Raw genomic sequence first — 20,339 nt, forward strand, 5'->3', positions numbered from 1 at the left:
CCTCAGATCGCCTGCAGTGCCCGCAGCACCGCGCGGCCGGCGGCGGGATCGCCCACCGCGATGCGGGCGCTGCCGTCGGCGTAGGGTTTTGCCACGATGCCGGCGCGCTGCAGCGCCGGTGCGATGCGCGACCCGTTCAGGTAGAGGAAGTTGGCATGGCTGCGGGGAACATGCACCCCGTTCTGCCGCAACGCCACCCACAAGAGTTCGCGTTCGGCGGTGATCCGCGCGACCCGGTCCCGCAGTTCGTCCTCCGCCGCATAGGAGGCGGTCACCGCCGCCACCGCCGCGCAACTCATCCCGAACGGCAGCTGCCGGCGCCGCACCCGCGCCACCAGCTCCCGCCCTCCGAATACGTACCCGATGCGCAGCCCGGCCAGCCCGAATGCCTTCGAAAACGTCCGCAGCACCAGAATATTGGGGTAGCGGCGAATGAGGCCGAGCACATCGACCGCGTCGGCGGCGTCGATGAACTCGACGTAGGCCTCGTCGAGGATCACCACCACCTGCGGCGGAATCGAGGACAGGAACACCTCCAGGTCGGCCGCGGAGACCAGGGTGCCGGTGGGGTTGTGCGGCCGGCACACCACCACCAGCCCGGTCCGGTCGTCGACCGCCTCGCCCATCGCACACAGATCCTGGCGACCACCATGATCGAGCGGCACCGCCACCGCTTCCACGCCCAACATGTCGGCCATGATCGGATAACCGTCGAACGTCGGGTTCGCGAACACCATGGTTTCGCCGCTTCGCAGCACGGCCTGCATGATCTGCATCGCCACCCCCGTCGCGCCCGAACCGACCGCCACCTGCTCCGGGTCCACACCGACCCGGTCGGCGATGATCCGGGGAAGCCGCTGCGGCAGAAACTCCGGATATCGATTCGCCCGGGCCATCTGTTCGTACAGCGCCGCCAGCACCGACGGCAACGGCGGGAACGGGTTCTCGCTCAGCCCGAGCTCGAAGTGGGGCATCGGCCTGGTCACGCCGCTCCCCGCCGACGGTGTCGTCGCCTCCGCGATCTCGCCGGTCATGGCGTCGGCCCCGCTCCCCATCGGACGGCGGCCGCACCGGCGAAGTCGCCGGCGTGGGCGAATCCGGCCAGCACCACCAGTGACCCGTTGCCGATGCGCCCGTCCCGGTTGGCGGTATCCAGCGTCACCGGAATGCCGGCGCCGAAAAGGTTTCCGCACTCGTCGAAGGTGTCCGGGTGCTGCTCCGGGGTCAGCTGCATGGCCTCGCGCCAGTTCCGCAGGAACAGCCGGTTGGGTTGGTTGGTGACGAAGGTGTCGACCTCGGCGGATTGCACGCCGATCCGATCGCAGACCGCCAGCGCCACCTCCGGCACCAGCCGGTTGCCGCGGGCGAACACCTTGGTGATCTTGGACTCGGTGAACCCCACGCAGACCTGCCCGAGGCCCGGCTCCCAGTACTTGCGATCGGAGACCGGAACTCCCTCGAAGGTCATGTCCCCACCGAACTCCGGATAGGTGCGGCATTCGATGCCCAGGATCGGGGCGTCGTCGGATTTGGTCAACAGGCCGACCCCGCAGCCGTCGCCGGGGACCGAGGCATGCGCCAACCCTCGGATCTCGCTCTGGGTGAAGACCTGTCCCGCACTGTTCTGGGTCGTGGCGACCAGCGCCGTGGTCGCATCGGAGTTCTGCAGGATGGTCCGGGCCAGCGCCATCATGTGCACGAACGACGCGCAGCCGCCGTTGTGCACGTCGATCACCCAGTCCGGGCGCAATCCCAACCGGCGGGCCACCTCCGGGCCGCAGCCGAGCACCGGGTTGTCGGGCAGCTGGGTGTGGGTGAGCAGCACATCCACGTTCGAAATCGTGTCCGCGCCGTGCCTGTCGATCAGCGGGGCCACCGCCCGCTCCACCATGTCCACCGCAGTCTCGTCACGGGCCACGTGGTGCCGATACTTCGGCGAGCGGAACATGACGTTCTTCGCCATCCGGTCCGAGCGGGAGAACTGAGTGAAATATTCGGTGGGAACCCGATTCTCCGGTAGATAGCTGGCGACGTCGACCAGGCTGACCGTGGGCCGGGCCGCTGTCATCGGTGCGTGCACTGTCATGCTCATTTCATCCATTCCGGCTTGATCGGCAGACCGTGGGTGGCGCGGTACTCGCAGATGGCCTTGAGGTTGTCCATCTCCAACTGATGTCCGGCGGAGAACATGTCCCAGAAGTCGCCGACCCACACCGGGCGGTTCGCCGGTGCCGTCTCCGGGTAAGGGTTCTCGTCGTAGAACGGGTGGCGGCAGTTGGTCCACAGCACCACCGATCCGGGCTTGTTGAGCACCACCTGCGCGTCGACCACCCGCATCAGATAGATCATCCACAGGTGTCGGCCCTGGTCCCACGCGCAGTGGTAGTCCACCGTCATCGCGTCGGGGTTCGCGACGGTGCGCACATAGCATTTCGTCTGGTCGCCGAGTCGGTCGTAGGAGAGCCACAGCCCGGGCTCGTCGGTCTCGGTGAACCCGCGCAGGCTGTAGGTCCACTCCTCCAGACACCGGGTGTCCGCAAGGTACTCGTACACCTCACGCGGCGGCGCCGCGATGTAGGCGTTGACCGGGCAGAACTGACCGAACACCTGGTCGTGCGGGTACACCGACCGCAGCATGTCCACGATGATCGGTGTGGTGGCCTCCTTGTCGGAATTTTCGATCCGCAGCACACCCGGGATCAGATCCTCGGCGATGTCGCTCAGAGCGGGAAGACTGATGGTCACGATTTCTCTCCTTCGGTTCTTTATCGGGGGCTGGTCAGGAACGGCAGGAACGGTGGTATCTCGTCGGGATCGCAGTCCACCGCTACGAACGACGGCCCTTCGGTGTGCGCGCTGCGTGCCAGCGCGTCGGTCAGCTCGCCGACACTTCGCGCGGCGAATGCCGGCAGCGTCGGGAACATCGCCGCGATCCCCTCGCCGAGCAGGGCCGGCCGGAATCGGTTGAAGCTGTATCGATCGCGGTAGAACAGTTGCTCGCGGGTCACGCACATCGCGTGCGCGTTGTTGTTGAACACGATGAATGTCACCGGCAGGTCGTGCTCGATCGCGGTGTGCATCTCCAGGCCGTGCATGAAGAACGCGCCGTCCCCGGCGATCACGAACGTCCTTCTGTTCCGCGCGAACGCCGAGCCGATCCCCGCGCCGAAGCTGTAGCCCATGCCGCCCATCCCGAGGGCGACCACGAACCGCCCGCCGCGGGGCACCGAAAGATGATGCACCACCGATGCGCCCGTGTTCCCGGCGTCGGCGAACACGTCCGCTCCCGCCGGCAGCATCGCTGTGATCGCCTCCACGGCCTCGCGGTAGCGCAGCCCCGGCCCCGAGGAGTCGGGTACCTCCAGCGTCGTCAGGGCCTGCGGGCCTGCCGGTTCCGGTACGCCGTCGACGTCGAACAGCGCCGTGAGCTCGTCCAGTGTCGACCCGAGGTCCATGCTCACCGCGTGCACCGTGGGCGCATAGGGTGGTTCGGCGCCGATGCTGGCCACCGGCACTCCGGCCAGCGCACCGTCGAGCCCGGCTCGTGCGGTCATCGGCATCCGGGTGCCCACCAGCAGGCACAACGCCGCCTGCTGCACGGCGTCGACGAGTTCGGCGTGGCCCATTATGCCTGCCACACCGCAGAATCCATGCTCGTCGGCGGCGTAGCAATCCTTCGCATCCGGTGCCACCCCGACCGCCGCGTCCAACGCGACGGCCAACGCCCGCACCTGCGCGCGGGCATCGTTGCGCGCCACCTGATCGCCGACGATGAGCACGATCTTGCCGGTCCGCCGGGCCGCGGCGATCATCTCGGCGACCCGGGCCAGCCCGATGTGATCGCGAACCACCCGGCGGGTCGGCGGGGTGAACCGGGGCCCCGTAACGGTGGCCTGCTGAACATCCTTGGGCAACAGCAATACCGCAGGCCCACCGCACAGCGCCGCGGACACCGCCCGCTCCAGGTGCTCGGCGATGTCCTCGGGCCGCTCGACCCGCGCGCAGTAGCGGGAGATCTCGAAGAACAACCGCGCAGCGTCGATCGAACCCGCCCGGCCGCTGGAATCCTGGAACGCCCCGCCGCCCTCCAACGTGGTCGGTGGCTGACCGACCAGGGCCAGCACCGGCACCCGCGAGGTGTAGGACTCGGCCAGTCCGGCGACCAGGTTCATCGCGCCACCACCCGAGGTGGCGGCGACAACACCGAGCCCACTCGACGAGCGTGCGTACCCGTCGGCCATGGTGGCCGCGGAGAACTCGTGCTTGGCAACCACCCCGGTCACATCCACGTCGGCATCGAAGACCGCGTCGTAGAGGTCCTCGATGTTGGCGCCGTCCACCCCGAAGATGTTCCGCACGCCCAGCGCGGCCACCGCATCGACCAGGTAGTCGACGACCCGCCGCTGTTCGCGTCCATGACTTCGACCGCTCGTTACCATGCCGTGCTCCTCCCGGGACTTCGGTCCCTGCTCTTCTTGTCGCTTCCCGATGTGGTGAGGTCTGGCCCGATCGGGTCACCGTCACGGGTGCCCTTGGGCGACCCCACACGTAGGGGCTGGGGTCAGGTTCGGGAGCGCCGGGCCTACCCGGAATCTCTGCATCGTTGCGCTCCGCCTGGTGCGCAGCTGATCGCCTACCACAATGTGCCGGCGCCGCTGCCCCCAGTAGGCACCCCAGGTTGCAAATCTCTACCCCGAGAGGAAATGCCACGGGTGGGGACAGGACGAACCGTGCAGTCAGCGGCCGGACCGGACGACGGCGGACACGCTGCCGGGCGAGCCGCTTCGGCGCCGGGCGGAGGTGAACCGTCCCGTGGCTTCGGCGATCGCTGCGTCTTCGGTCATGACGCCCTCACTTCATCGGCACATCCTGCGACGCACTCGCAAGTCCCATATCGGGTCTGGGGAGAGCATCCGTGCAGAAGGCCTCGCACTTCGTCCTGCGGCGGTAACGAGTAGTCGACTACCTGACCTGCCGATTCCCGATAGGTGGGCGCTCGACGTGACAGTGCCGCGCCCACGACCCGCCCACGACCGGCACCCTGAACATCGACGCGGATGCGGGAGCAAGCGGGCCGAGCCTGACGGGATGGATCGCCTTGGGGGCGGCCACCGCTGCACGACACACGTTCTTGGTCAAGGTGTTCTCCCTCGCAGTGTGCGCCGGGCGGGTGATGAGCCGCCGGCACGAATGGTTGACGTAGAACAGCATTCGGCACGGGCACGGTGACCGGCGACGGGGGAAACCCTGGACCGGACGCGCCGGGTTGTCCCCGATCGGAGCGGGTGGACGGCGAGTTCGAGGGATTTCCCCGTCGAGTGACCGAGGTCATCCACGCAAGAGTTATCACATGGCTGTTGATCTGTTGCGTGCGGCCGACCGGTTCGCCACCGCGCTGCACGTGCCCCTGTACGAGGAGGCACGTGCCCTTCGGCAGCGGCAGCAGTCACACAACCTGGTCCGAGGAGTTACGGCCCCACCGTTGGAGGCGGGAGGACTGCCCGTCCTGCTGGTCGGCGGTCTGCTCGACACCCCTGGCTGCTCGAGTCCCTCTCGGACTGGTTCGACCTGGCTGACTGTCGCCCCACGCCGGCGCCGGTCAACCGCGTGGTCGGTGAGGTCGAGGCCCGCACCTGCATCCTTTGCGCAGGTAGGCGCGGCGGTGCGCGGACACCCCGGAATGAAACCGTTGGGCTTCCATGCGATCAGTACGTTGCCACCGTTGTGACGGACTCGGACCAGCATCCTTTCGTCTTGCCGTCGGCGCGATCGTCGCGGCCGACCGGCCGGCAGACGCGCTTCGGCGAATACAGCAAGACCGGTCCTTCTCGAGTGTCCACGCCCCGAACTGCCAATGTAACCGATAATTAGTCACGCTAATCATATTCTGGCACCCATACACGTGAGAATGTGGAAGTGCCCAGCCAGCTGCGTGAACGCGCGTTGCGGCTGCATCGGGAGTCCGAGCCGAAGCCAGTGATCCGGCGGCTGGTCGAGACGTTGAATGCACGTCGGTTGCCTGGCGACCCTTCTTCGCTGGTGGTTTGACAGATGAGCCGTGTTTTGGCAGCGAGGGGCGGCCGGGCGTGGTCGAATCGGGGCCATGCCTCTCACCGGAGAATACGAACCGAGTCCGTCCCAGTGGGCCGCCGACCAGGTGGCGCTGTACGAGAGTTCCGGCGGTACCGAGGGTACTACCCTGAACGGCCGGCCCGTCGTCGTGCTGACCAGCCGCGGAGCGAGGACCGGCAAGCTGCGCAAGACCCCGCTGATGCGGGTCGAGCACGACGGCGTCTACGCGGTGGTCGCCTCCCTCGGCGGTGCCCCGAAGCATCCGGTCTGGTACTACAACGTCCTGGCGGACCCGCACGTCGAACTGCGTGACGGGCCGACGGTCCGGGACATGACCGCCCGCGAGGTCCACGGCGAGGAGAAGGATCTGTGGTGGCGGCGCGCGGTCGAGGCCTTCCCCGATTACGCGGAGTACCAGAAGAAGACGGACCGGGAGATCCCGCTCCTGATCCTGGAACCGCGCTGACGCGCGAGCGCGGGAGCCGGGTGTGGCCGGCGGGGTGACGAAACCCGCGTTGGGGGTTCCGGGCGGGCAGTGGCAGCATAGGTAGGTGACCACTACCTCGCGAGCCGCCGATCCGATGCACCTGCCCGCCCTGAGCGTGGCCGACATCGAGGCCGCGGCGGAGCGAATTTCGGCGGTGGTCGCGCCCACCCCGCTCGAGCACAGCGAGCGGCTCTCCGTCCTCACCGGCGCGAACGTCTATCTCAAGCGCGAGGACCTCACCCGCGTCCGCTCCTACAAGCTGCGCGGCGCATACAACGTCATGGCGCAGCTCTCTCCCGCCGAACGCGAGGCGGGTGTGGTGACGGCCAGCGCCGGCAATCACGCGCAGGGTGTGGCCTACGCCTGCCGGGCGATGGGGGTGATGGGCCGGATCTACGTGCCCACCCGGACCCCGAAGCAGAAGCGGGACCGCATCCGTGCGCACGGCGGTGCCTTCGTCGAACTCATCCCCACGGGCGACACGTTCGACGCGGCGGCGGCCGCCGCCGCCGAGGACGTCGCGCGTACCGGCGCGACGATGGTCGCGCCGTTCGACGACGCGCGCACCGCGGCGGGGCAGGGGACCATCGCCCGCGAGGTGCTCGAGCAGCTGCCCGCGGCGCCGGACCTGGTGCTGGTTCCGGTCGGCGGTGGCGGTTGTCTGGCCGGCATCGCGGCGTACCTGCACGAGAAGTCGCCGTCCACCTCCATCGTCGGGGTGGAACCGGCCGGCGCGGCGTCGATGACCGCGGCCCTCGTCGCGGGCGGACCGGTGACCCTGCCCGAGGTGGATCCGTTCGTCGACGGTGCCGCCGTCAAGCGGGTCGGCGACGTGCCGTACGCGGTGGTCTCCCGGCTCGGCGCCGAGATCGTCTCCCACGCGAACCTGCCGCTGGTCGCGGCGCTCCGCAACGACGGTCTGGGCACCGGGCCGTTCGGGATGACCCAGGTCGACGAGGGTGCAGTGTGCACCGCGATGCTGGATCTGTACCAGAACGAGGGCATCATCGCCGAGCCCGCGGGCGCGCTGTCCGTCGCTGCTCTCGAGGGGTTGACCATCGCGCCGGGCTCGACGGTGGTGTGCCTGATCTCGGGGGGCAACAACGACGTCTCCCGCTACGGGGAAATCATCGAGCGCTCCCTCGTGCACCGCGGCCTCAAGCACTACTTCCTGGTGGACTTCCCCCAGGAGCCGGGTGCGTTGCGGCGGTTCCTCGACGAGGTGCTCGGACCCGACGACGACATCACGCTGTTCGAGTACGTCAAGCGCAACAACCGGGAATTCGGGGCGGCGCTGGTCGGCATCGAACTCGGGGCGGCGGACGGCCTGTCGCCGCTGCTGGCGCGCATGTCGGCCTCGCCGATCGAGGCGCAGCGGCTCGAGCCGGGCTCGCCGGCCTACCGTTATCTCACCTGAGCCGCACGGGATTCCCGGCGGGGGAGGTGTGTTGTCCCCGCCGGGCCCGCCCGTCCGGTGTGTGCCGGCGCCCGTGAACCGCGTGCGCCGCCCGGGTGATTCCGATCGGTGCGGGTGTGGCGGCGGTTCCGGCGATCAGGGGTGTGCGGAGCCGAGCAGGCGGGCGACCACCTGTCTGTGCAGTTCCGGATCGGGCTTCGGGAGGCCGAGCATCGCACCGAGGTAGATGCCGTCGCCCACGAGGCGCACGATCTCGGCGGTGACGGGATCGTCGATCTCGGCGCGCAGGCCCTCGTCCCACGAGCGCATCACCTCGACCACCGCGCGCTGCACGTCGTCGTGCTGGCCGTCGGCACTGCGCAGCGCCGCCACCGTGGACCGGAACAGGGCCATCTCCGCGGCGTCGCCGGTCTCGTCCGGATCGGCGAGATACCACTCCGCGACCGGGGTGCCGCCGGCGACGGCATCGGCGAGCCGGGCGTCGCCCCGTTCGCCGAGGCGCCGCACCATCGCGGCGAGCATCGACTCCTTGGTCGGAAAGTGGTACAGCAGGCCGCCTTTCGAGACGCCCGCGGCGGCCGCGACGCCCTCGAGCGTCACCTGGGCGACCCCCACGTCGACGAGGGTGCGTTCGAGGGCGTCGAGGATGCGGTCGCGGGTGTCGGAGGCCATGGGCCGATTCTACCGATTGTCTTTGTACCGTCCGGACGGTCGGTGCTACCGTATTTCTGTACCGGCTGGACGGTTCAGTGTGGAGGGAAGACGGATGACGAACACCGGGCAGATGCCGGGGCTCCGCCCGGCGGACGCGGGGACCGGGCCTGCGCCCGCGGGTGTGCGCACCTGGGCGGGGCTGGTGGTACTCGCCTGTGCCGTGTTGCTGATCGCGGTCGACGCGACCGTTCTCGACCTCGCCCTGCCCTTCCTCAGTGCCGATCTGGCCCCGAGCGGGGTGCAGCTGCTGTGGATCATCGACGTGTACTCGTTCGCCGTCGCCGGCCTGCTCGTGACGATGGGCGTGCTCGGCGACCGCGTCGGCCGTCGCCGGCTCCTGCTGGTCGGCGCCGTCGGCTTCGCCGCGGCCTCGGCCGTCGCGGCGTGGGCGGTGAGCCCCGAGATGCTGATCCTGGCGCGTGCACTGCAGGGAATCTCCGGCGCCACCCTCATGCCCGCGACCCTGGGGCTCATCCGGCACATGTTCACCGACCCGCGGGAGCGGACCGTCGCCATCGGCGTGTGGGGCGCGATGGCCGGCGGCGGCGCCGCGCTCGGCCCGCTCGTGGGCGGCTGGCTGCTCGAACACTTCTGGTGGGGGTCGGTCTTCCTGATCAACCTGCCGATCATGGCGGTGCTCGTCCTCGCCGGGCCGTTCCTCGTCCCGGAATCGCGGGATCCGCACCCGGGCCGCTTCGACCTGCCGGGGGCCGCGCTGTCGCTGCTGGCCGTGGTTCCGATCGTCTACGCGGTCAAGGAAACGGCGCTGCACGGCCCGCATGCCGCCGCGCTGGTCGCGCTGGGCGGCGGTCTGACGGCCGCCGCGGCGTTCGTGCACCGTCAGCGGGTCGCGAAGAACCCGCTGCTCGATCTCACTCTGTTCCGGCGGCGCGAGTTCTCCGCGGCCGTACTGACGAATCTGCTGGCGATCTTCGCCCTCGCCGGGGTGCTGTTCTTCGGGTCGCAGTATCTGCAGCTGGTGCTCGGGATCGGACCACTACAGGCGGGTCTGCTGATGCTCCCCGGGACCGCGACCAGCGCTCTGTCCTCGCTCGGAGCGGCATGGCTCGTGCGGCGCCTGCCCGTCGGGACCGTCCTGTCGGGTGCTCTGGCCATCGCGGCCGTGGGTGCGGCGATGTTGCTGGCTCTCGGCACCACCCACGGGGCGGGGTTGTTCGTCGTCGGCTTCACCCTCATCGGCGTGGGGGTCGGCGTCGCGCTGACCCTCACCACCGACCTGGTGGTCGGGGCCGCCCCGGCGGACCGGGCCGGCGCCGCGTCGGCGGTGTCGGAGACGGCGTACGAACTCGGTGTCGCGCTGGGGGTGGCAGTGCTCGGCAGCGTCGTCACGGCCGTCTACCGTTCCCGGCTCGGGATTCCGAGCTCCGGCCACGAGTTCGACACCCTCGGCGGCGCGGTGGCCGCGGCCGGACGACTCCCGGCGGCGGAGGCCGAGGCCCTGCTCGAGTCGGCGCGGGACGCGTTCGTCGCCGGCACGCACGGGGCCGCGGCCGCCACGGCGGTGATCCTGGCGGCCACCGCCGCGCTGACCCTGCGCATGCTCCGCCGGCGGTGATCCTGTGCGCCTCCGGCTGCGGTGACCCTGCGCGGCCTACGGCCTGCGGTGACCCTGCGCGGCCTCAGACCCGCGGTGTGACGGCAGAGTCGAGCACGACGAACGAGTGCCCCGGCACGAGCGTCGCGGACCCGGTCCGGTTGACCACAACCGGCTCCCACCACACCCGGGGAGCACCACCGAAGGGCACGGTCACCGGGTCGGGCCCGAGGTTGCACGCCACATGAAGGCCGCCGCGGTGCATCACGATCCAGCGCTCGTCCTCGTCGTAGTCGACGTGCAGGTGCTCGAGCCACGGATCGGTCAGCTCGGCGCGTTCGCGGCGCAGCGCCAGCAGCTGCCGGTAGCAGTCGAGCACCCGCGCGTGGCCGGGCTCGGCGCGCTCGGCCCAGTTCAGGGTCGACCGCCGGAACGTCTCCGGATCCTGAGGGTCGGGCACGTCCTCGGCGTCCCATCCGTGCTCGGAGAACTCGCGCCGGCGTCCCTCGGCGGTGGCCCGGGCCAGCTCGGGTTCCGGGTGGGAGGTGAAGTACTGGAACGGTGAACTCGCGTCCCACTCCTCGCCCATGAACAACATCGGCGTGAAGGGGGAGGTGAGCACCAGCGCGGCCTTGACGGCGAGCTGACCGTGGTCGAGGTAGTGACCGGGCCGGTCGCCGATCGCCCGGTTGCCCACCTGGTCGTGGGTGCACGTGTAGGCGAGCAGGGCGCTCGCCGGGATGCGCCCGACGTCGAGCGGGCGCCCGTGCGTGCGCCCGCGGAAGCTCGAATAGGTCCCGGCGTGGAAGAACCCGTGCCGCAGGGTGCGGGCGAGACAGTCGAGCGAACCGAAATCGCCGTAGTAGCCCTGTCGTTCGCCGGAGACGGCGGCGTGCACGGCGTGGTGGATGTCGTCGTCCCACTGCGCCTGCAGGCCGTAGCCGCCGGCGGCGCGGGGCGAGATCGTCTTCGGATCGTTCAGGTCGCTCTCGGCGATCAGGCTCAGCGGCCGGCCGAGGTGCGCGGACATCCGGTACGTCGCGACGGCCAGTTCCTCGAGCACGTGCACGGCGGTGTGGTCGACCAGTGCGTGCACCGCGTCCAGGCGCAGCCCGTCGATATGGAAGTCCCGCATCCACCGCAGGGCATTGTCGAGGATGTAGCGGCGCACCTCGCCGGAGTCCGGCCCGTCGAGGTTGACCGATGCGCCCCACGTGCCCTGCCCGCCGGACAGGTACGGGCCGTAGCGGTCCAGGTAGTTGCCGGACGGTCCGAGATGGTTGTAGACCACGTCCAGGATCACCCCGAGGCCGCGGGCGTGGGCGGCGTCCACGAAGCGCTGCAGGCCGTCCGGGCCGCCGTACGGCTCGTGCACCGCATACCAGAGCACCCCGTCGTAGCCCCAGCCGCGGGTGCCGTTGTAGGCGTTGACCGGCATCAGCTCGACGAGGTCCACCCCGAGCTCGACGAGGTCGTCGAGGCGGTCGACGGCCGCGTCGAAGGTGCCACCATCGGTGAAGGTGCCCACGTGCAGCTCGTAGACCACTCCGCCGGCGAGTTGCCGACCGGTCCAGGACGCGTCGGTCCAGGCGCTCTCGTCGAGCGAGTGCAGCTGGGACAGGCCGTGCACGCCGTCGGGTTGCCGCGGCGAGCGCGGGTCGGGCAGCACGGTCTCGTCGTCGTCGAGGACGTACCCGTAGCGGGCACCGGGGGAGGCGTCGACCTCGGCGCGCCACCAGCCGTCGTCGTCCCGGCGCATGGGGTGGTCCGTGCCGTCGACGCGGAGCCGGACGGATTGCGGGGTCGGAGCCCAGACCTCGAAGGTATGCACCCGACCAGCATGCCCGGTCGTCGTCGCGCCTGCAGGCCTCCGAAATCTGTTGCAGTTTCGATGCAACCGATGCTGATACGCTGAGATCGATGTCCCAGCATGCCAAGAGGACCTACAGTTCGCCGCTGCGCGAGGAGGCCGCGCGCCGTACCCGGGCGACCGTCGTCGACGCTGCCGCCCGGCTCTTCGTCGATCGCGGGTACGTCAGCACCACGGTCAAGCAGATCGCGGAGACGGCCGGGGTCGCCGTGCGAACCGTCTTCACGGCGTTCCCCGGCGGCAAGTCCGAACTGTTCCGGGAGGCGCTCGACGCCGCGGTCGCGGGCGGGTCCGCGGACTCGGCCGGCGACGATCCGGCTCCGGCCGAGCGTTCGCGCCCGGGGCGGGTCGCCTCCGGCCCGGCGGGATCGGACGCCGAACGCATCGTCGAGCAGGTGGTCCGTTACGGCGCGGACCTGCTCGAGCGGGCCGGCGGGCTGCTGATGACCTCGGTCGAGTCGTCGGGCGCGGACCCGGACATGCGCCGGTTCGCCGACGAGGACGCCCGCGCCACCGCGGACAACGCGCGCACGATCGCGGTCGGGCTGCACCGGCACGGGCTGCTGCGCGACGACGTGAGCGTCGATCACGCGGCACACGTGCTCTACACGCTGGGTTCTCCGCAGGTGCATGCGCTGCTGCGCCGCGACTGCGGCTGGGACGTGGACGAGTACCGGGCGTGGCTCACGGCGACCCTGCGGGCGACGCTGCTGCGCTGAGCCGGTGCCGCCTCCTCACGGCCAGGCCGCCGGGGCCGGGACGCGCACCGCCCGCGGGGTGGTCCCGAAGCGGGCACGGAACGCCGTCCCGAACGCGCTGAGCGATCCGAAGCCGGAGGCGAACGCGATGTCGCCCACGGCGACCGCGCTCCAGCGTGGGTCCTCGAGGCGGCTGCGGGCGCGGTCCAGCCGCCGGTTGCGGAGCAGTTCGGCGGGCGTGGTGCCGGCCGTCCGCAACGCGAGCTGGAGCTGCCGCAGCGACCAGCCCAGGTCGCGCGCGATCGACGCCGGTGTCAGGTCAGGATCGTCCGAACGTTCGTCGACGTAGGCCCGGGCGGCCGCGGCCACCGCCTCCAGGCCGCCCGGGCGGATGCCGTCGCGCAGGTCGGCCAGGGCGACGGCCACGAGTTCGATCACCCGCGCGCTGATCGTGACGAATGCGGGACCGGACAACGACTTCCGTTCCCGGGCCAGCGCCCGCGTCATCGTCTCCGCCACCGACGCGACGCCGCGGCGCAGGTCGAGCACGCTCGGCCCGTCGGCGACGGCACGGTCGGGCAGGCACCCTTCGGGCACGGTGAGCACCCACGCCCGGGTCTGCGCGCGATGGAGGAGCTCGAAGGGGCGGGCCATCGACACGAGGGCCGCGCGGCCGACCGGCACCGGCAGCGTGACCCCGTCGTGCGCGACGGTGAGGGTGCCGGATTTCGGCACGAACAGTCGCATGCTCCGGTCGTCGTCCGCCCGGACGTGCCGCGCGGTCCGCGCGTAGGTGATCCGATCGGACCAGAACTCGACGAGCTGGTGATTCCCGCAGCGCTGCACGTGCGTGGCGCCGGCGAAGTCGGCCGGCGACCGCTCGCCCGGAGCGGGGAAGAAGTAGTCCAGGGTGCCGTGGTTGAACCGCACGTGGTCGGTCCAGAACTCGGCGCGGTCGCGCCGCGGCACGCGGCGGGTCGTCGTGAACTGCACCTGGTAGTCCGCTGTCACCGTGACCTCCTCACCGGCCGTGCGCGGGACGGGCAGGGTCCTGCGCGGATCGACGAGTGCTGCGACCGGACCGCTCCCTACGCTCGTCGGCAGTGTAGTGACGAGCGCCACAGCGCGGTGCGGTGGCCCGGATCCAGGAGGTTTCTCATGCTTCGAGCATCGGTCAACGGGACGGAACTCGCCTTCGTCGACGTCGGTCCGCGCGACGGGGTGCCGATCGTGTTCAGCCACTCGCTCTTCTTCGATCACACGATGTTCGACGCGCTCGTGCAGAGATTCGCCGACGACGGGTACCGGGTGGTCGCCTACGACCATCGTGGGCAGGGTGAGAGCGCCCCGGCGGCGCGGGACGAACTGGCGGTCGACGTTCTCGCCGAGGACGCCGCGGCCCTGATCGAGCATCTCGATCTCGCACCCTGTCACGTCGTCGGGAACTCCCTCGGCGGATTCGTCGCGCTGCGGCTCGCCGCGCGACGGCCCGAACTGCTCCGCACGGCCGCCGCACTCGGCTCGTCGGCGGAGGAGGAGTACAAGCTCGACGAGTTCGCTCCGCTGGTCGGCCACCTCACCGAGCACGGCACGGCCGACGTCGTCGACACGATCATGTACATCATGTTCGGCGATTCGAGCCTCGCTCAGGAGAGCGCGATGACGAGCACCTGGCGCGCGGCGATCGCCCGGCTCGGGCCGCGCATCGGAGACGCGGCCCACGGCGTCATCCACCGCGGACGGATCGTCGAGGAGCTGGCCGGCTGCCGCGTGCCGGTCCTCGCCGTCGCCGGCCGCGAGGACCACGCCTACCCGCCGCCGATCTCGTCGGTGAACATCGCCGACGCCGCGGGAGGCCGGCACGTCACGGTCGATGCCGCGGGGCACTCCGTGGCGCTCGAGCAACCGGACGAGGTCGCGAGGCATCTCTCGGAGCACTTCGCCCCGGCCGGGCGGGACCGATCCGGCGGGTGACGGCGCGCCGCGGCAGCCGGGGTGGCGCCCCAGCGTGCGCCGCGGAGACCGGCGCACCGGATATGTGGAATCCACGGCCTACGGAAAAATGGAATTTACCGAACCAGGTCCGCGCGGTTCCTCGCGTCCGAGAATTGCACCGAAGACGGGGCGCCCTCCCGGCGCGGGCGCACCGCGGCGGGCACGGGCTCGGGAACGACCGCCCGGAACGGGCCGCATCCGGAAGAGGTCGCCGCGGGCGTGTACCGGCTCGGGGCCGGCCGCGGCCTGACCGAGGCCAACGTCTACCTCGTGCGGTCGGGGCACACACCGGGGCACCTCGCGTTGTTCCGCAGGTCCGGTCGGGTGGCGATCACCGGCGGCGCCGTGCTGACGGTCGACGTGAGCTCGCTGCCCCGGCCTGCTGCGCCGCAGGCGCGGGACGTCCGGTCCGCCCCGCCTCACCACCTGGAACCGGGCCTACGCGCGCGAATCGATGTCCCGGATCGCGGGGCTCGCGCCCCGGGTCGTCGCGAGTGGCCACAACCGGCCGCTGCACGTCCCCGAGACCGCCGGGCCGGCGGAATCGTGAGGGGTCCCGGCGGTGGGGCGCTCGAATGTGTTTCGGATCACATTCCGCCGGATATCCGAGACAGTGGGTCGGGACGTCGAGGCAGGGAAGGAGGAAATCGGTCATGTGGAACTTCCGACCTGAGTTCAACTGGTTCATGCATCTGTTCCGCGACCTGTTCGGCTGGTTGAGCTGAGACAGGGCCTCACCGTCCGCGCCCCGCCCGGGGGCGGACGGTGACATACGTCGCCTCGACGGCGACGGGGACCGCGAACCCACGACGTTGCCCGAGAGGACCCCATGAGTCACGCCAGTTTCGCGTCCCGGGTCGGTGCCACTCGCGACAAGCTGTTCGACCTGGCCCGCGAGATCGCCGCGATCGTGGAGGCCGCCGAGGCACTCGACCGGGAGTCCCTGCCGCTCGCCGACGAGATCGCCGTGACCGGGCTCGTCGACGCTCTCACCGACGTGAGCGGGCACCTCGACGCGGCGACGGAGCCGCTCGGCGAGGCCGTCTGGTTCTCGCGTCATCTGCCCGGACCGTTCGGCTGACGCTCGCGCCCGAGGATTACGCGGCCGGAAACCGGGTATGTCGTCGGGGCCGAGGCGCTGCTCTCGGCACCGTTCCCGCACCGCCGACACCAGGAGCGCACGTGAGTACCCAGAACCCCGGACCTCAGCCGGAAGACACCCCCGGCCTCGACGCCGGCGGGGGAGTGCAGCCCGGGGACACGCCGCCCGATGCCGGACAGACCTCCGGTCTGTCGCATCCCCAACCCAACCCGAGCCGGGTGATGCCCGTCTTCGCGATCCTGCTCATCGCGTTGATCGTGCTCGGAGTGGCGGCGTTCTTCGTGGCGCGCGCGTTCGCCCTCTTCGACTGAGTACGCCGAACGACCGAACCGCGCCCGCCAGGTCAGCCGAGAGCGTCGACGTAGAGCCAACGGCCGTCCTCGCGGACGAACCGGCTGTGTTCGTGCAGCACGTCCGCGTGACCGCCGAACCTGTAGTGGGCGCGGAACTCGACCGTTCCCTCCGTGTGCAGGAACCCGCCGCCGCTCGTGCGCAGCACCTCGAGCCCGGTCCACCGCTGCGCCGGATCGAGGTCCAGCCGCACCGGGCGAGTCCCGGGGTGCCACGTGCGGCGCAGATACGCCTCGTCGCCCACCGCGAAGGCGGTGTACCGCGAACGCATCAGCTGTTCGGCGGTGGGCGCGTGCCCGCCGGCGAGGAACGGCCCGCAGCATTCGCCGTACGGCAGGCCCCGGCCGCACGGGCAGGGTGTGGTGGGGCCGGGTCGGGGGGCGCGCTCGCGTGGACTCACCGGCACATTATCGCCACGGCCGGGATCGGGCGGTGGTGCCGGCCGTGGCACGATCGAACCTCGGGACGAGCGCGGCCGGAGGAACGGTGGGGCATGGTCGAATCTGCCGACACACAGGCATGGGAGCAGGGCAGTCCCGGCACCGCGCTGCGGCACAGCTTCGCGGCCGTCCCGGTTGCCGGGCCGGACGACACGGTTGCCGGGGTGCTCGACCGGATGCGGGAGCACAGTTTCGACAGCGCCGCCGTCGTCGCCGTGCTCGCCGGTGAGGTGCTCGTCGGTCTCGTCACGATCGAACGGCTGCTGGCAGCCCCCGGCACCACCCGGATGAGCGACGTGATGGATCCGGATCCGCCGGTGGTGCGTCCGGACACCGCGCAGGAACGGGCCGCGTGGAAGGCTGTTCAGCACGGTGAACCCGGCCTCGCCGTCGTGGACGGCCGCGGCCGGTTCCGCGGTCTCATCGCGCCCCAGCAGCTGCTCGCCGTGCTGCTGCACGAGCACGACCAGGACATGGCCCGGCTCGGCGGCTTCGTGCACTCGGTGGACGCGGCACGGGCCTCGAGCGTCGAGGGAATCCGTCGACGCCTGTGGCACCGGCTGCCGTGGCTCGTCGTCGGTCTGGTCGGGGCCATGGTCTCGGCCCGCCTGATGCAGGTCTTCGAGGCCGAGCTCGACGCCGACCTCGCCGTCGCCTACTTCGTGCCGGGCATCGTGTACCTGGCGGACGCGGTCGGTACGCAGACCGAGGCGCTGGTCATCCGCGGGTTCTCGGTGGGTGTGGGGATCCGCCGGATCGTGCGCCGCGAGGTGCTGACCGGCCTGTCGGTGGGGGCGCTGCTGGGTGCGACGATGCTGCCGGCGGTGCTGCTCATGACGGGAAACCGGGATCTCGCGGTCGCCGTGGCATCGGCCGTGCTGGCCGCCAGCACCATCGCGACCACCGTCGCGATGGTCCTGCCGTGGGCACTGCAACGGCTGGGCAAGGACCCGGCGTTCGGGTCCGGCCCGCTCGCCACGGTGATCCAGGACCTGCTCTCCATCGTCATCTACTTCGTGGCGGTGACGCTTCTGCTCGGCTGAGGGGTGGGGTGTTCCCCACCCCAGGGGTCCTTGGGGAACAAGGCGTTCCCGAGCCACGATGGGGCGACCGACCGCCAATCCCGTGGAGGCCCCGTGACCGTAACGTCGGAAACGTTCACCCCGAACCCCACCGCCCTCGCCGGCACGGCCGAACTGGATCACGTGTTCGACGAGATCGACCGGGTCGACGCCGAGATCGTCGCCGCGATCCGGCGCCGGACCGGTCTCGCGCACCACGCCGGCCGGCTGCGCCGCGCCGGTCACGGAACGGTGCCGGCGCACACGCGTCGCGAGATGGCGGTGCTCGCGCGGTTCACCGCGGCACTGGGGCGGGACGGTTCGGCGCTGGCGGCGACGCTGCTGCGGTTGGGACGCGACCCCCTTGCCGACGCTGCAACCTACGGGCAGGATTGAGTCCGCGCCCTGGAGGTTGTGATGAGCGTCGTCACCGAATCGCGTCTGTCGTATGTCGACAAGCAGGGGCGGCAGCATCGGTTCGAGCTGTCGCCGGAGTCGCCGCGCGTCACCATCGGCCGTGCTCCGAGCTCCGACGTGGCGTTCACCGGCGACAACGAGGTCTCCCGCCTGCACGCCGTCGTGGAGTGGATCGGCACCCACTGGACCATCCTCGACGACGGGCTCTCCCGCAACGGCACGTTCCTCAACGGGGAACGCATCACCGGACGCCGCCGCCTGCGGGAGGGCGACAGCATCCGGATCGGCTCGATCCGACTGACCTTCCAGGAGATCGGTGCCGGACCGGACGAGGCGACCCGCGTCGCGTCGGAGCTGCCGACGGTGCGTTCGCTCACGGAGACGCAACGCGGAATCCTGCTCGCGCTGTGCCGGCCCTACAAGCACGGCGCCGCGTTCGCCACCCCCGCCTCCAACCAGGACATCGCCACCGAGCTGTTCCTCAGCGTCGACGCCGTCAAGACGCATCTGCGGGCGCTGTTCGCGAAGTTCGGTGTCGAGGATCTGCCGCAGAACCAGAAGCGGGTCCGGCTCGCCGAGCTCGCATTGCACAGCGGCGTCATCACCGAACGCGACCTCTGACCTGCGGCTCACCCCACCCGCTGCAGCAACCTGCCGAGGGCCCGCGCGACCTCCGCGGGGCGGTCGGCGATCACCGAGTGCCCGGCGCCGTCGACCCGCACCAGCTCGGCGCGCGGCAGCCGCGCTGCGAGACCGGCGGACAGCTCGAACGGGGTCCACTCGTCCGCCGACCCGCACAGCACGAGCGCGGGGACCGCGGCGAGCACCGCCAACGCGGCGGATTCGTCGAGCACGGCGAACGATCGCAGGAACGCCGCCATCGTCACCACCGGCGTGTCGTTCGCGAGCACCGCCAGCAGGGCCGCCCACCGGGAACCGGGGGCGCGTCGCTGCGCCGCCCGTCTCAGCGGCCGCACCGCCCGTCCGCCCAGGTGCAGCGCGTGCTGCACGGCGCCGGGTGCGTGCTGCACCGCGCGGTGGAACAACTCGACCGCGGGGCTCTCGAGGTACCGCCCGAGCCCCGACCGGCCGAGATCACCGGCGGCGGTGCCGATCAGGCAGATCCCGGCGACCCGGGTGCCGATCTCGTGCGGATGTTGACGGGCGTAGGACAGGATCGTCATGCCGCCCATCGAGTGGCCGACCAGCACCACCGGACCGGCGGAGACCGCGCGCAGCACCGCCGCGAGATCGCGCCCGAGCTGCTCGACGGTGTACGTCTCCGGCCCGGCGGTGCCGGACGCGCCGTGACCGCGGTGGTCGAAGAACACCATCCGCAGCGTCGCTCCGCGGCGCCGGAGCAGCGAATCCCGAAGAGGCGACCAGGTTTCCGTGCGGCCGCAGTGCCCGTGGACGAACACGGCGGTGAGCGGTGCGCCGGCCGCGCCGATCTCGTGGACCGCGAGCGGCACGCCGTCGTCGGCGATCACCGTATGGCGGCGTACGAGACGCTCGGTGCGGAGGGTGGACATGCGGACAAGGATCCGCCGGATGCCGGTGCCGGGCGAGCAACCCCGGTGGTGGTGGATTTCACCTCAGGGGGCCACTTCTGCACCCTGGGTGGTGGACAATCGCGTCATGGATGCGCAGCGGTATGTCGGCGTGGTCGGGCCCGCGGAGGCCACGGCCGAACAACGCCGGATCGCCCGTCAGGTCGGCGGGCTGCTCGCGGCGCGACGCGCCGTCGTCGTGACCGGGGGACTGGGCGGGGTGATGGCCGCGGCATCGCGCGGAGCCGCGGAGGCCGGCGGCACCACCCTCGGCCTGCTGCCCGGCGACGACCGCGCGGAGGCCAACCCGTACCTCACCGTGTCGATCCCGACCGGTCTCGGCGAGATGCGCAACGCCCTGCTGGTACGCACCTGCGAGGCGCTCATCGCGGTCGGCGGCAGCTGGGGCACGCTCAGCGAGATCGCGCTCGCCGTCCGCACCGGCGTCCCGGTGATCTCGATCGGGGGGTGGCCGCTGCCCGCCGCCGGGGTGCTCGCCGTGACCTCCGCCGGGGACGCCGTCGACGCCATCCACGACCTGTTGTGGCGGCGCGATCCCACCGCGGGCTGGACCGGCTGAGGAGTTCTCGCACCCGAGGGTGATTCTCGA

The 20,339-nt window shown here is 70.9% G+C and carries 20 protein-coding genes; 11 read left to right on the top strand and 9 right to left on the bottom strand.

Annotated features, from left to right (window positions below; genetic code table 11):
• Window positions 1–2: 2 nt before the first annotated feature.
• The 4 genes from JYA75_RS16550 to JYA75_RS16565 are packed head-to-tail and all read right to left on the bottom strand — an operon-like array spanning window position 3 to window position 4,439.
• Entirely contained in the window at window positions 3–1,034 is a 1,032-nt protein-coding gene (locus tag JYA75_RS16550) for an aminotransferase class I/II-fold pyridoxal phosphate-dependent enzyme (protein ID WP_006943753.1), read from the bottom strand.
• Window positions 1,031–2,086: a ketoacyl-ACP synthase III family protein gene (locus JYA75_RS16555; RefSeq protein WP_081637044.1), complete on the bottom strand. Its 1,056-nt coding sequence runs from the start codon at window positions 2,084–2,086 to the stop codon at window positions 1,031–1,033. The genes JYA75_RS16550 and JYA75_RS16555 overlap by 4 nt, the downstream gene beginning before the upstream one ends.
• A gap of 2 nt (window positions 2,087–2,088) precedes the next feature.
• Entirely contained in the window at window positions 2,089–2,745 is a 657-nt protein-coding gene (locus tag JYA75_RS16560) for a hypothetical protein (protein ID WP_006943756.1), read from the bottom strand.
• Window positions 2,746–2,765: 20 nt separating this feature from the next.
• Window positions 2,766–4,439: a thiamine pyrophosphate-binding protein gene (locus JYA75_RS16565; protein WP_065922498.1), complete on the bottom strand. Its 1,674-nt coding sequence runs from the start codon at window positions 4,437–4,439 to the stop codon at window positions 2,766–2,768.
• A 1,664-nt stretch (window positions 4,440–6,103) separates the two neighbouring features.
• Here JYA75_RS16565 and JYA75_RS16570 point away from each other — a divergent pair.
• Both JYA75_RS16570 and ilvA read left to right on the top strand, forming a co-directional pair.
• A complete protein-coding gene (locus JYA75_RS16570) occupies window positions 6,104–6,538 on the top strand; it encodes a nitroreductase family deazaflavin-dependent oxidoreductase (RefSeq protein ID WP_006943762.1) in 435 nt (144 codons plus the stop codon).
• Between the two features lie 115 nt (window positions 6,539–6,653).
• Complete coding sequence (gene ilvA, locus JYA75_RS16575; protein WP_065922499.1) at window positions 6,654–7,976, top strand: threonine ammonia-lyase IlvA; 1,323 nt, start codon at window positions 6,654–6,656, stop codon at window positions 7,974–7,976.
• 135 nt (window positions 7,977–8,111) lie between these two features.
• On the opposite strand, the gene JYA75_RS16580 is transcribed toward ilvA, so the two are convergent.
• The gene (locus JYA75_RS16580) at window positions 8,112–8,648 is read right to left on the bottom strand and encodes a TetR/AcrR family transcriptional regulator (protein ID WP_006943765.1); all 537 of its coding nucleotides are present in this window, start codon (window positions 8,646–8,648) and stop codon (window positions 8,112–8,114) included.
• Window positions 8,649–8,760: 112 nt separating this feature from the next.
• Between JYA75_RS16580 and JYA75_RS16585 the strand changes: the two genes are divergently transcribed.
• Window positions 8,761–10,266 carry an MFS transporter gene (locus JYA75_RS16585; RefSeq protein ID WP_065923452.1) on the top strand — a complete coding sequence of 502 codons (1,506 nt, stop codon included), beginning with the start codon at window positions 8,761–8,763 and terminating at the stop codon, window positions 10,264–10,266.
• Window positions 10,267–10,330: 64 nt separating this feature from the next.
• Here JYA75_RS16585 and treZ read toward each other — a convergent pair whose 3' ends face one another.
• Complete coding sequence (gene treZ / locus JYA75_RS16590) at window positions 10,331–12,142, bottom strand: malto-oligosyltrehalose trehalohydrolase (RefSeq protein WP_203329205.1); 1,812 nt, start codon at window positions 12,140–12,142, stop codon at window positions 10,331–10,333.
• 23 nt (window positions 12,143–12,165) lie between these two features.
• Here treZ and JYA75_RS16595 point away from each other — a divergent pair, with 23 nt between their 5' ends.
• Entirely contained in the window at window positions 12,166–12,834 is a 669-nt protein-coding gene (locus JYA75_RS16595; RefSeq protein WP_006943771.1) for a TetR/AcrR family transcriptional regulator, read from the top strand.
• Window positions 12,835–12,849: 15 nt separating this feature from the next.
• Here the strand turns inward: JYA75_RS16595 and JYA75_RS16600 are convergent, their stop codons facing one another.
• A complete protein-coding gene (locus tag JYA75_RS16600; RefSeq protein ID WP_051359257.1) occupies window positions 12,850–13,824 on the bottom strand; it encodes an AraC family transcriptional regulator in 975 nt (324 codons plus the stop codon).
• Window positions 13,825–13,971: 147 nt separating this feature from the next.
• On the opposite strand from JYA75_RS16600, the gene JYA75_RS16605 reads away from it, so the two are divergent.
• The 3 genes from JYA75_RS16605 to JYA75_RS16615 all read left to right on the top strand — a co-directional run bounded on the left by JYA75_RS16605 (window position 13,972) and on the right by JYA75_RS16615 (window position 16,221).
• The gene (locus tag JYA75_RS16605) at window positions 13,972–14,787 is read left to right on the top strand and encodes an alpha/beta fold hydrolase (RefSeq protein ID WP_338109648.1); all 816 of its coding nucleotides are present in this window, start codon (window positions 13,972–13,974) and stop codon (window positions 14,785–14,787) included.
• Between the two features lie 850 nt (window positions 14,788–15,637).
• Window positions 15,638–15,889 carry a hypothetical protein gene (locus JYA75_RS16610; protein WP_006943779.1) on the top strand — a complete coding sequence of 84 codons (252 nt, stop codon included), beginning with the start codon at window positions 15,638–15,640 and terminating at the stop codon, window positions 15,887–15,889.
• A gap of 101 nt (window positions 15,890–15,990) precedes the next feature.
• Window positions 15,991–16,221: a DUF6480 family protein gene (locus JYA75_RS16615; protein ID WP_006943781.1), complete on the top strand. Its 231-nt coding sequence runs from the start codon at window positions 15,991–15,993 to the stop codon at window positions 16,219–16,221.
• A 32-nt stretch (window positions 16,222–16,253) separates the two neighbouring features.
• Here the strand turns inward: JYA75_RS16615 and JYA75_RS16620 are convergent, their stop codons facing one another.
• Entirely contained in the window at window positions 16,254–16,661 is a 408-nt protein-coding gene (locus tag JYA75_RS16620) for a YchJ family protein (RefSeq protein WP_082120248.1), read from the bottom strand.
• 93 nt (window positions 16,662–16,754) lie between these two features.
• On the opposite strand from JYA75_RS16620, the gene JYA75_RS16625 reads away from it, so the two are divergent.
• From JYA75_RS16625 to JYA75_RS16635, 3 genes are all read left to right on the top strand, one after another.
• On the top strand, window positions 16,755–17,744 hold the full coding sequence (locus JYA75_RS16625) for a magnesium transporter (RefSeq protein WP_029544134.1): 990 nt from the start codon (window positions 16,755–16,757) through the stop codon (window positions 17,742–17,744).
• Between the two features lie 93 nt (window positions 17,745–17,837).
• Complete coding sequence (locus JYA75_RS16630; RefSeq protein ID WP_006943785.1) at window positions 17,838–18,158, top strand: chorismate mutase; 321 nt, start codon at window positions 17,838–17,840, stop codon at window positions 18,156–18,158.
• Between the two features lie 21 nt (window positions 18,159–18,179).
• Window positions 18,180–18,800, top strand: coding sequence for an FHA domain-containing protein (locus tag JYA75_RS16635; RefSeq protein ID WP_006943787.1), 621 nt, complete (start codon window positions 18,180–18,182; stop codon window positions 18,798–18,800).
• An 8-nt stretch (window positions 18,801–18,808) separates the two neighbouring features.
• Here JYA75_RS16635 and JYA75_RS16640 read toward each other — a convergent pair whose 3' ends face one another.
• Window positions 18,809–19,711, bottom strand: a complete 903-nt coding sequence (locus tag JYA75_RS16640; RefSeq protein WP_029544132.1) for an alpha/beta hydrolase — start codon at window positions 19,709–19,711, stop codon at window positions 18,809–18,811.
• A gap of 106 nt (window positions 19,712–19,817) precedes the next feature.
• On the opposite strand from JYA75_RS16640, the gene JYA75_RS16645 reads away from it, so the two are divergent.
• Window positions 19,818–20,309: a TIGR00725 family protein gene (locus JYA75_RS16645; RefSeq protein ID WP_029544130.1), complete on the top strand. Its 492-nt coding sequence runs from the start codon at window positions 19,818–19,820 to the stop codon at window positions 20,307–20,309.
• Window positions 20,310–20,339 lie beyond the last annotated feature (30 nt).

The organism is Rhodococcus sp. PSBB066, assembly GCF_017068255.1.
Lineage (GTDB): Bacteria > Actinomycetota > Actinomycetes > Mycobacteriales > Mycobacteriaceae > Rhodococcus > Rhodococcus aetherivorans.

Coding starts and splice junctions, on each gene's coding strand:
- JYA75_RS16550 (WP_006943753.1), bottom strand. CDS start 1,034: ATGACCGGCGAGATCGCGGAGGCGACGACACCGTCGGCGGGGAGCGGC.
- JYA75_RS16555 (WP_081637044.1), bottom strand. CDS start 2,086: ATGACAGTGCACGCACCGATGACAGCGGCCCGGCCCACGGTCAGCCTG.
- JYA75_RS16565 (WP_065922498.1), bottom strand. CDS start 4,439: ATGGTAACGAGCGGTCGAAGTCATGGACGCGAACAGCGGCGGGTCGTC.
- JYA75_RS16570 (WP_006943762.1), top strand. CDS start 6,104: ATGCCTCTCACCGGAGAATACGAACCGAGTCCGTCCCAGTGGGCCGCC.
- ilvA (WP_065922499.1), top strand. CDS start 6,654: ATGCACCTGCCCGCCCTGAGCGTGGCCGACATCGAGGCCGCGGCGGAG.
- JYA75_RS16580 (WP_006943765.1), bottom strand. CDS start 8,648: ATGGCCTCCGACACCCGCGACCGCATCCTCGACGCCCTCGAACGCACC.
- JYA75_RS16585 (WP_065923452.1), top strand. CDS start 8,761: ATGCCGGGGCTCCGCCCGGCGGACGCGGGGACCGGGCCTGCGCCCGCG.
- JYA75_RS16595 (WP_006943771.1), top strand. CDS start 12,166: ATGTCCCAGCATGCCAAGAGGACCTACAGTTCGCCGCTGCGCGAGGAG.
- JYA75_RS16605 (WP_338109648.1), top strand. CDS start 13,972: ATGCTTCGAGCATCGGTCAACGGGACGGAACTCGCCTTCGTCGACGTC.
- JYA75_RS16610 (WP_006943779.1), top strand. CDS start 15,638: ATGAGTCACGCCAGTTTCGCGTCCCGGGTCGGTGCCACTCGCGACAAG.
- JYA75_RS16625 (WP_029544134.1), top strand. CDS start 16,755: ATGGTCGAATCTGCCGACACACAGGCATGGGAGCAGGGCAGTCCCGGC.
- JYA75_RS16635 (WP_006943787.1), top strand. CDS start 18,180: ATGAGCGTCGTCACCGAATCGCGTCTGTCGTATGTCGACAAGCAGGGG.
- JYA75_RS16640 (WP_029544132.1), bottom strand. CDS start 19,711: ATGTCCACCCTCCGCACCGAGCGTCTCGTACGCCGCCATACGGTGATC.
- JYA75_RS16645 (WP_029544130.1), top strand. CDS start 19,818: ATGGATGCGCAGCGGTATGTCGGCGTGGTCGGGCCCGCGGAGGCCACG.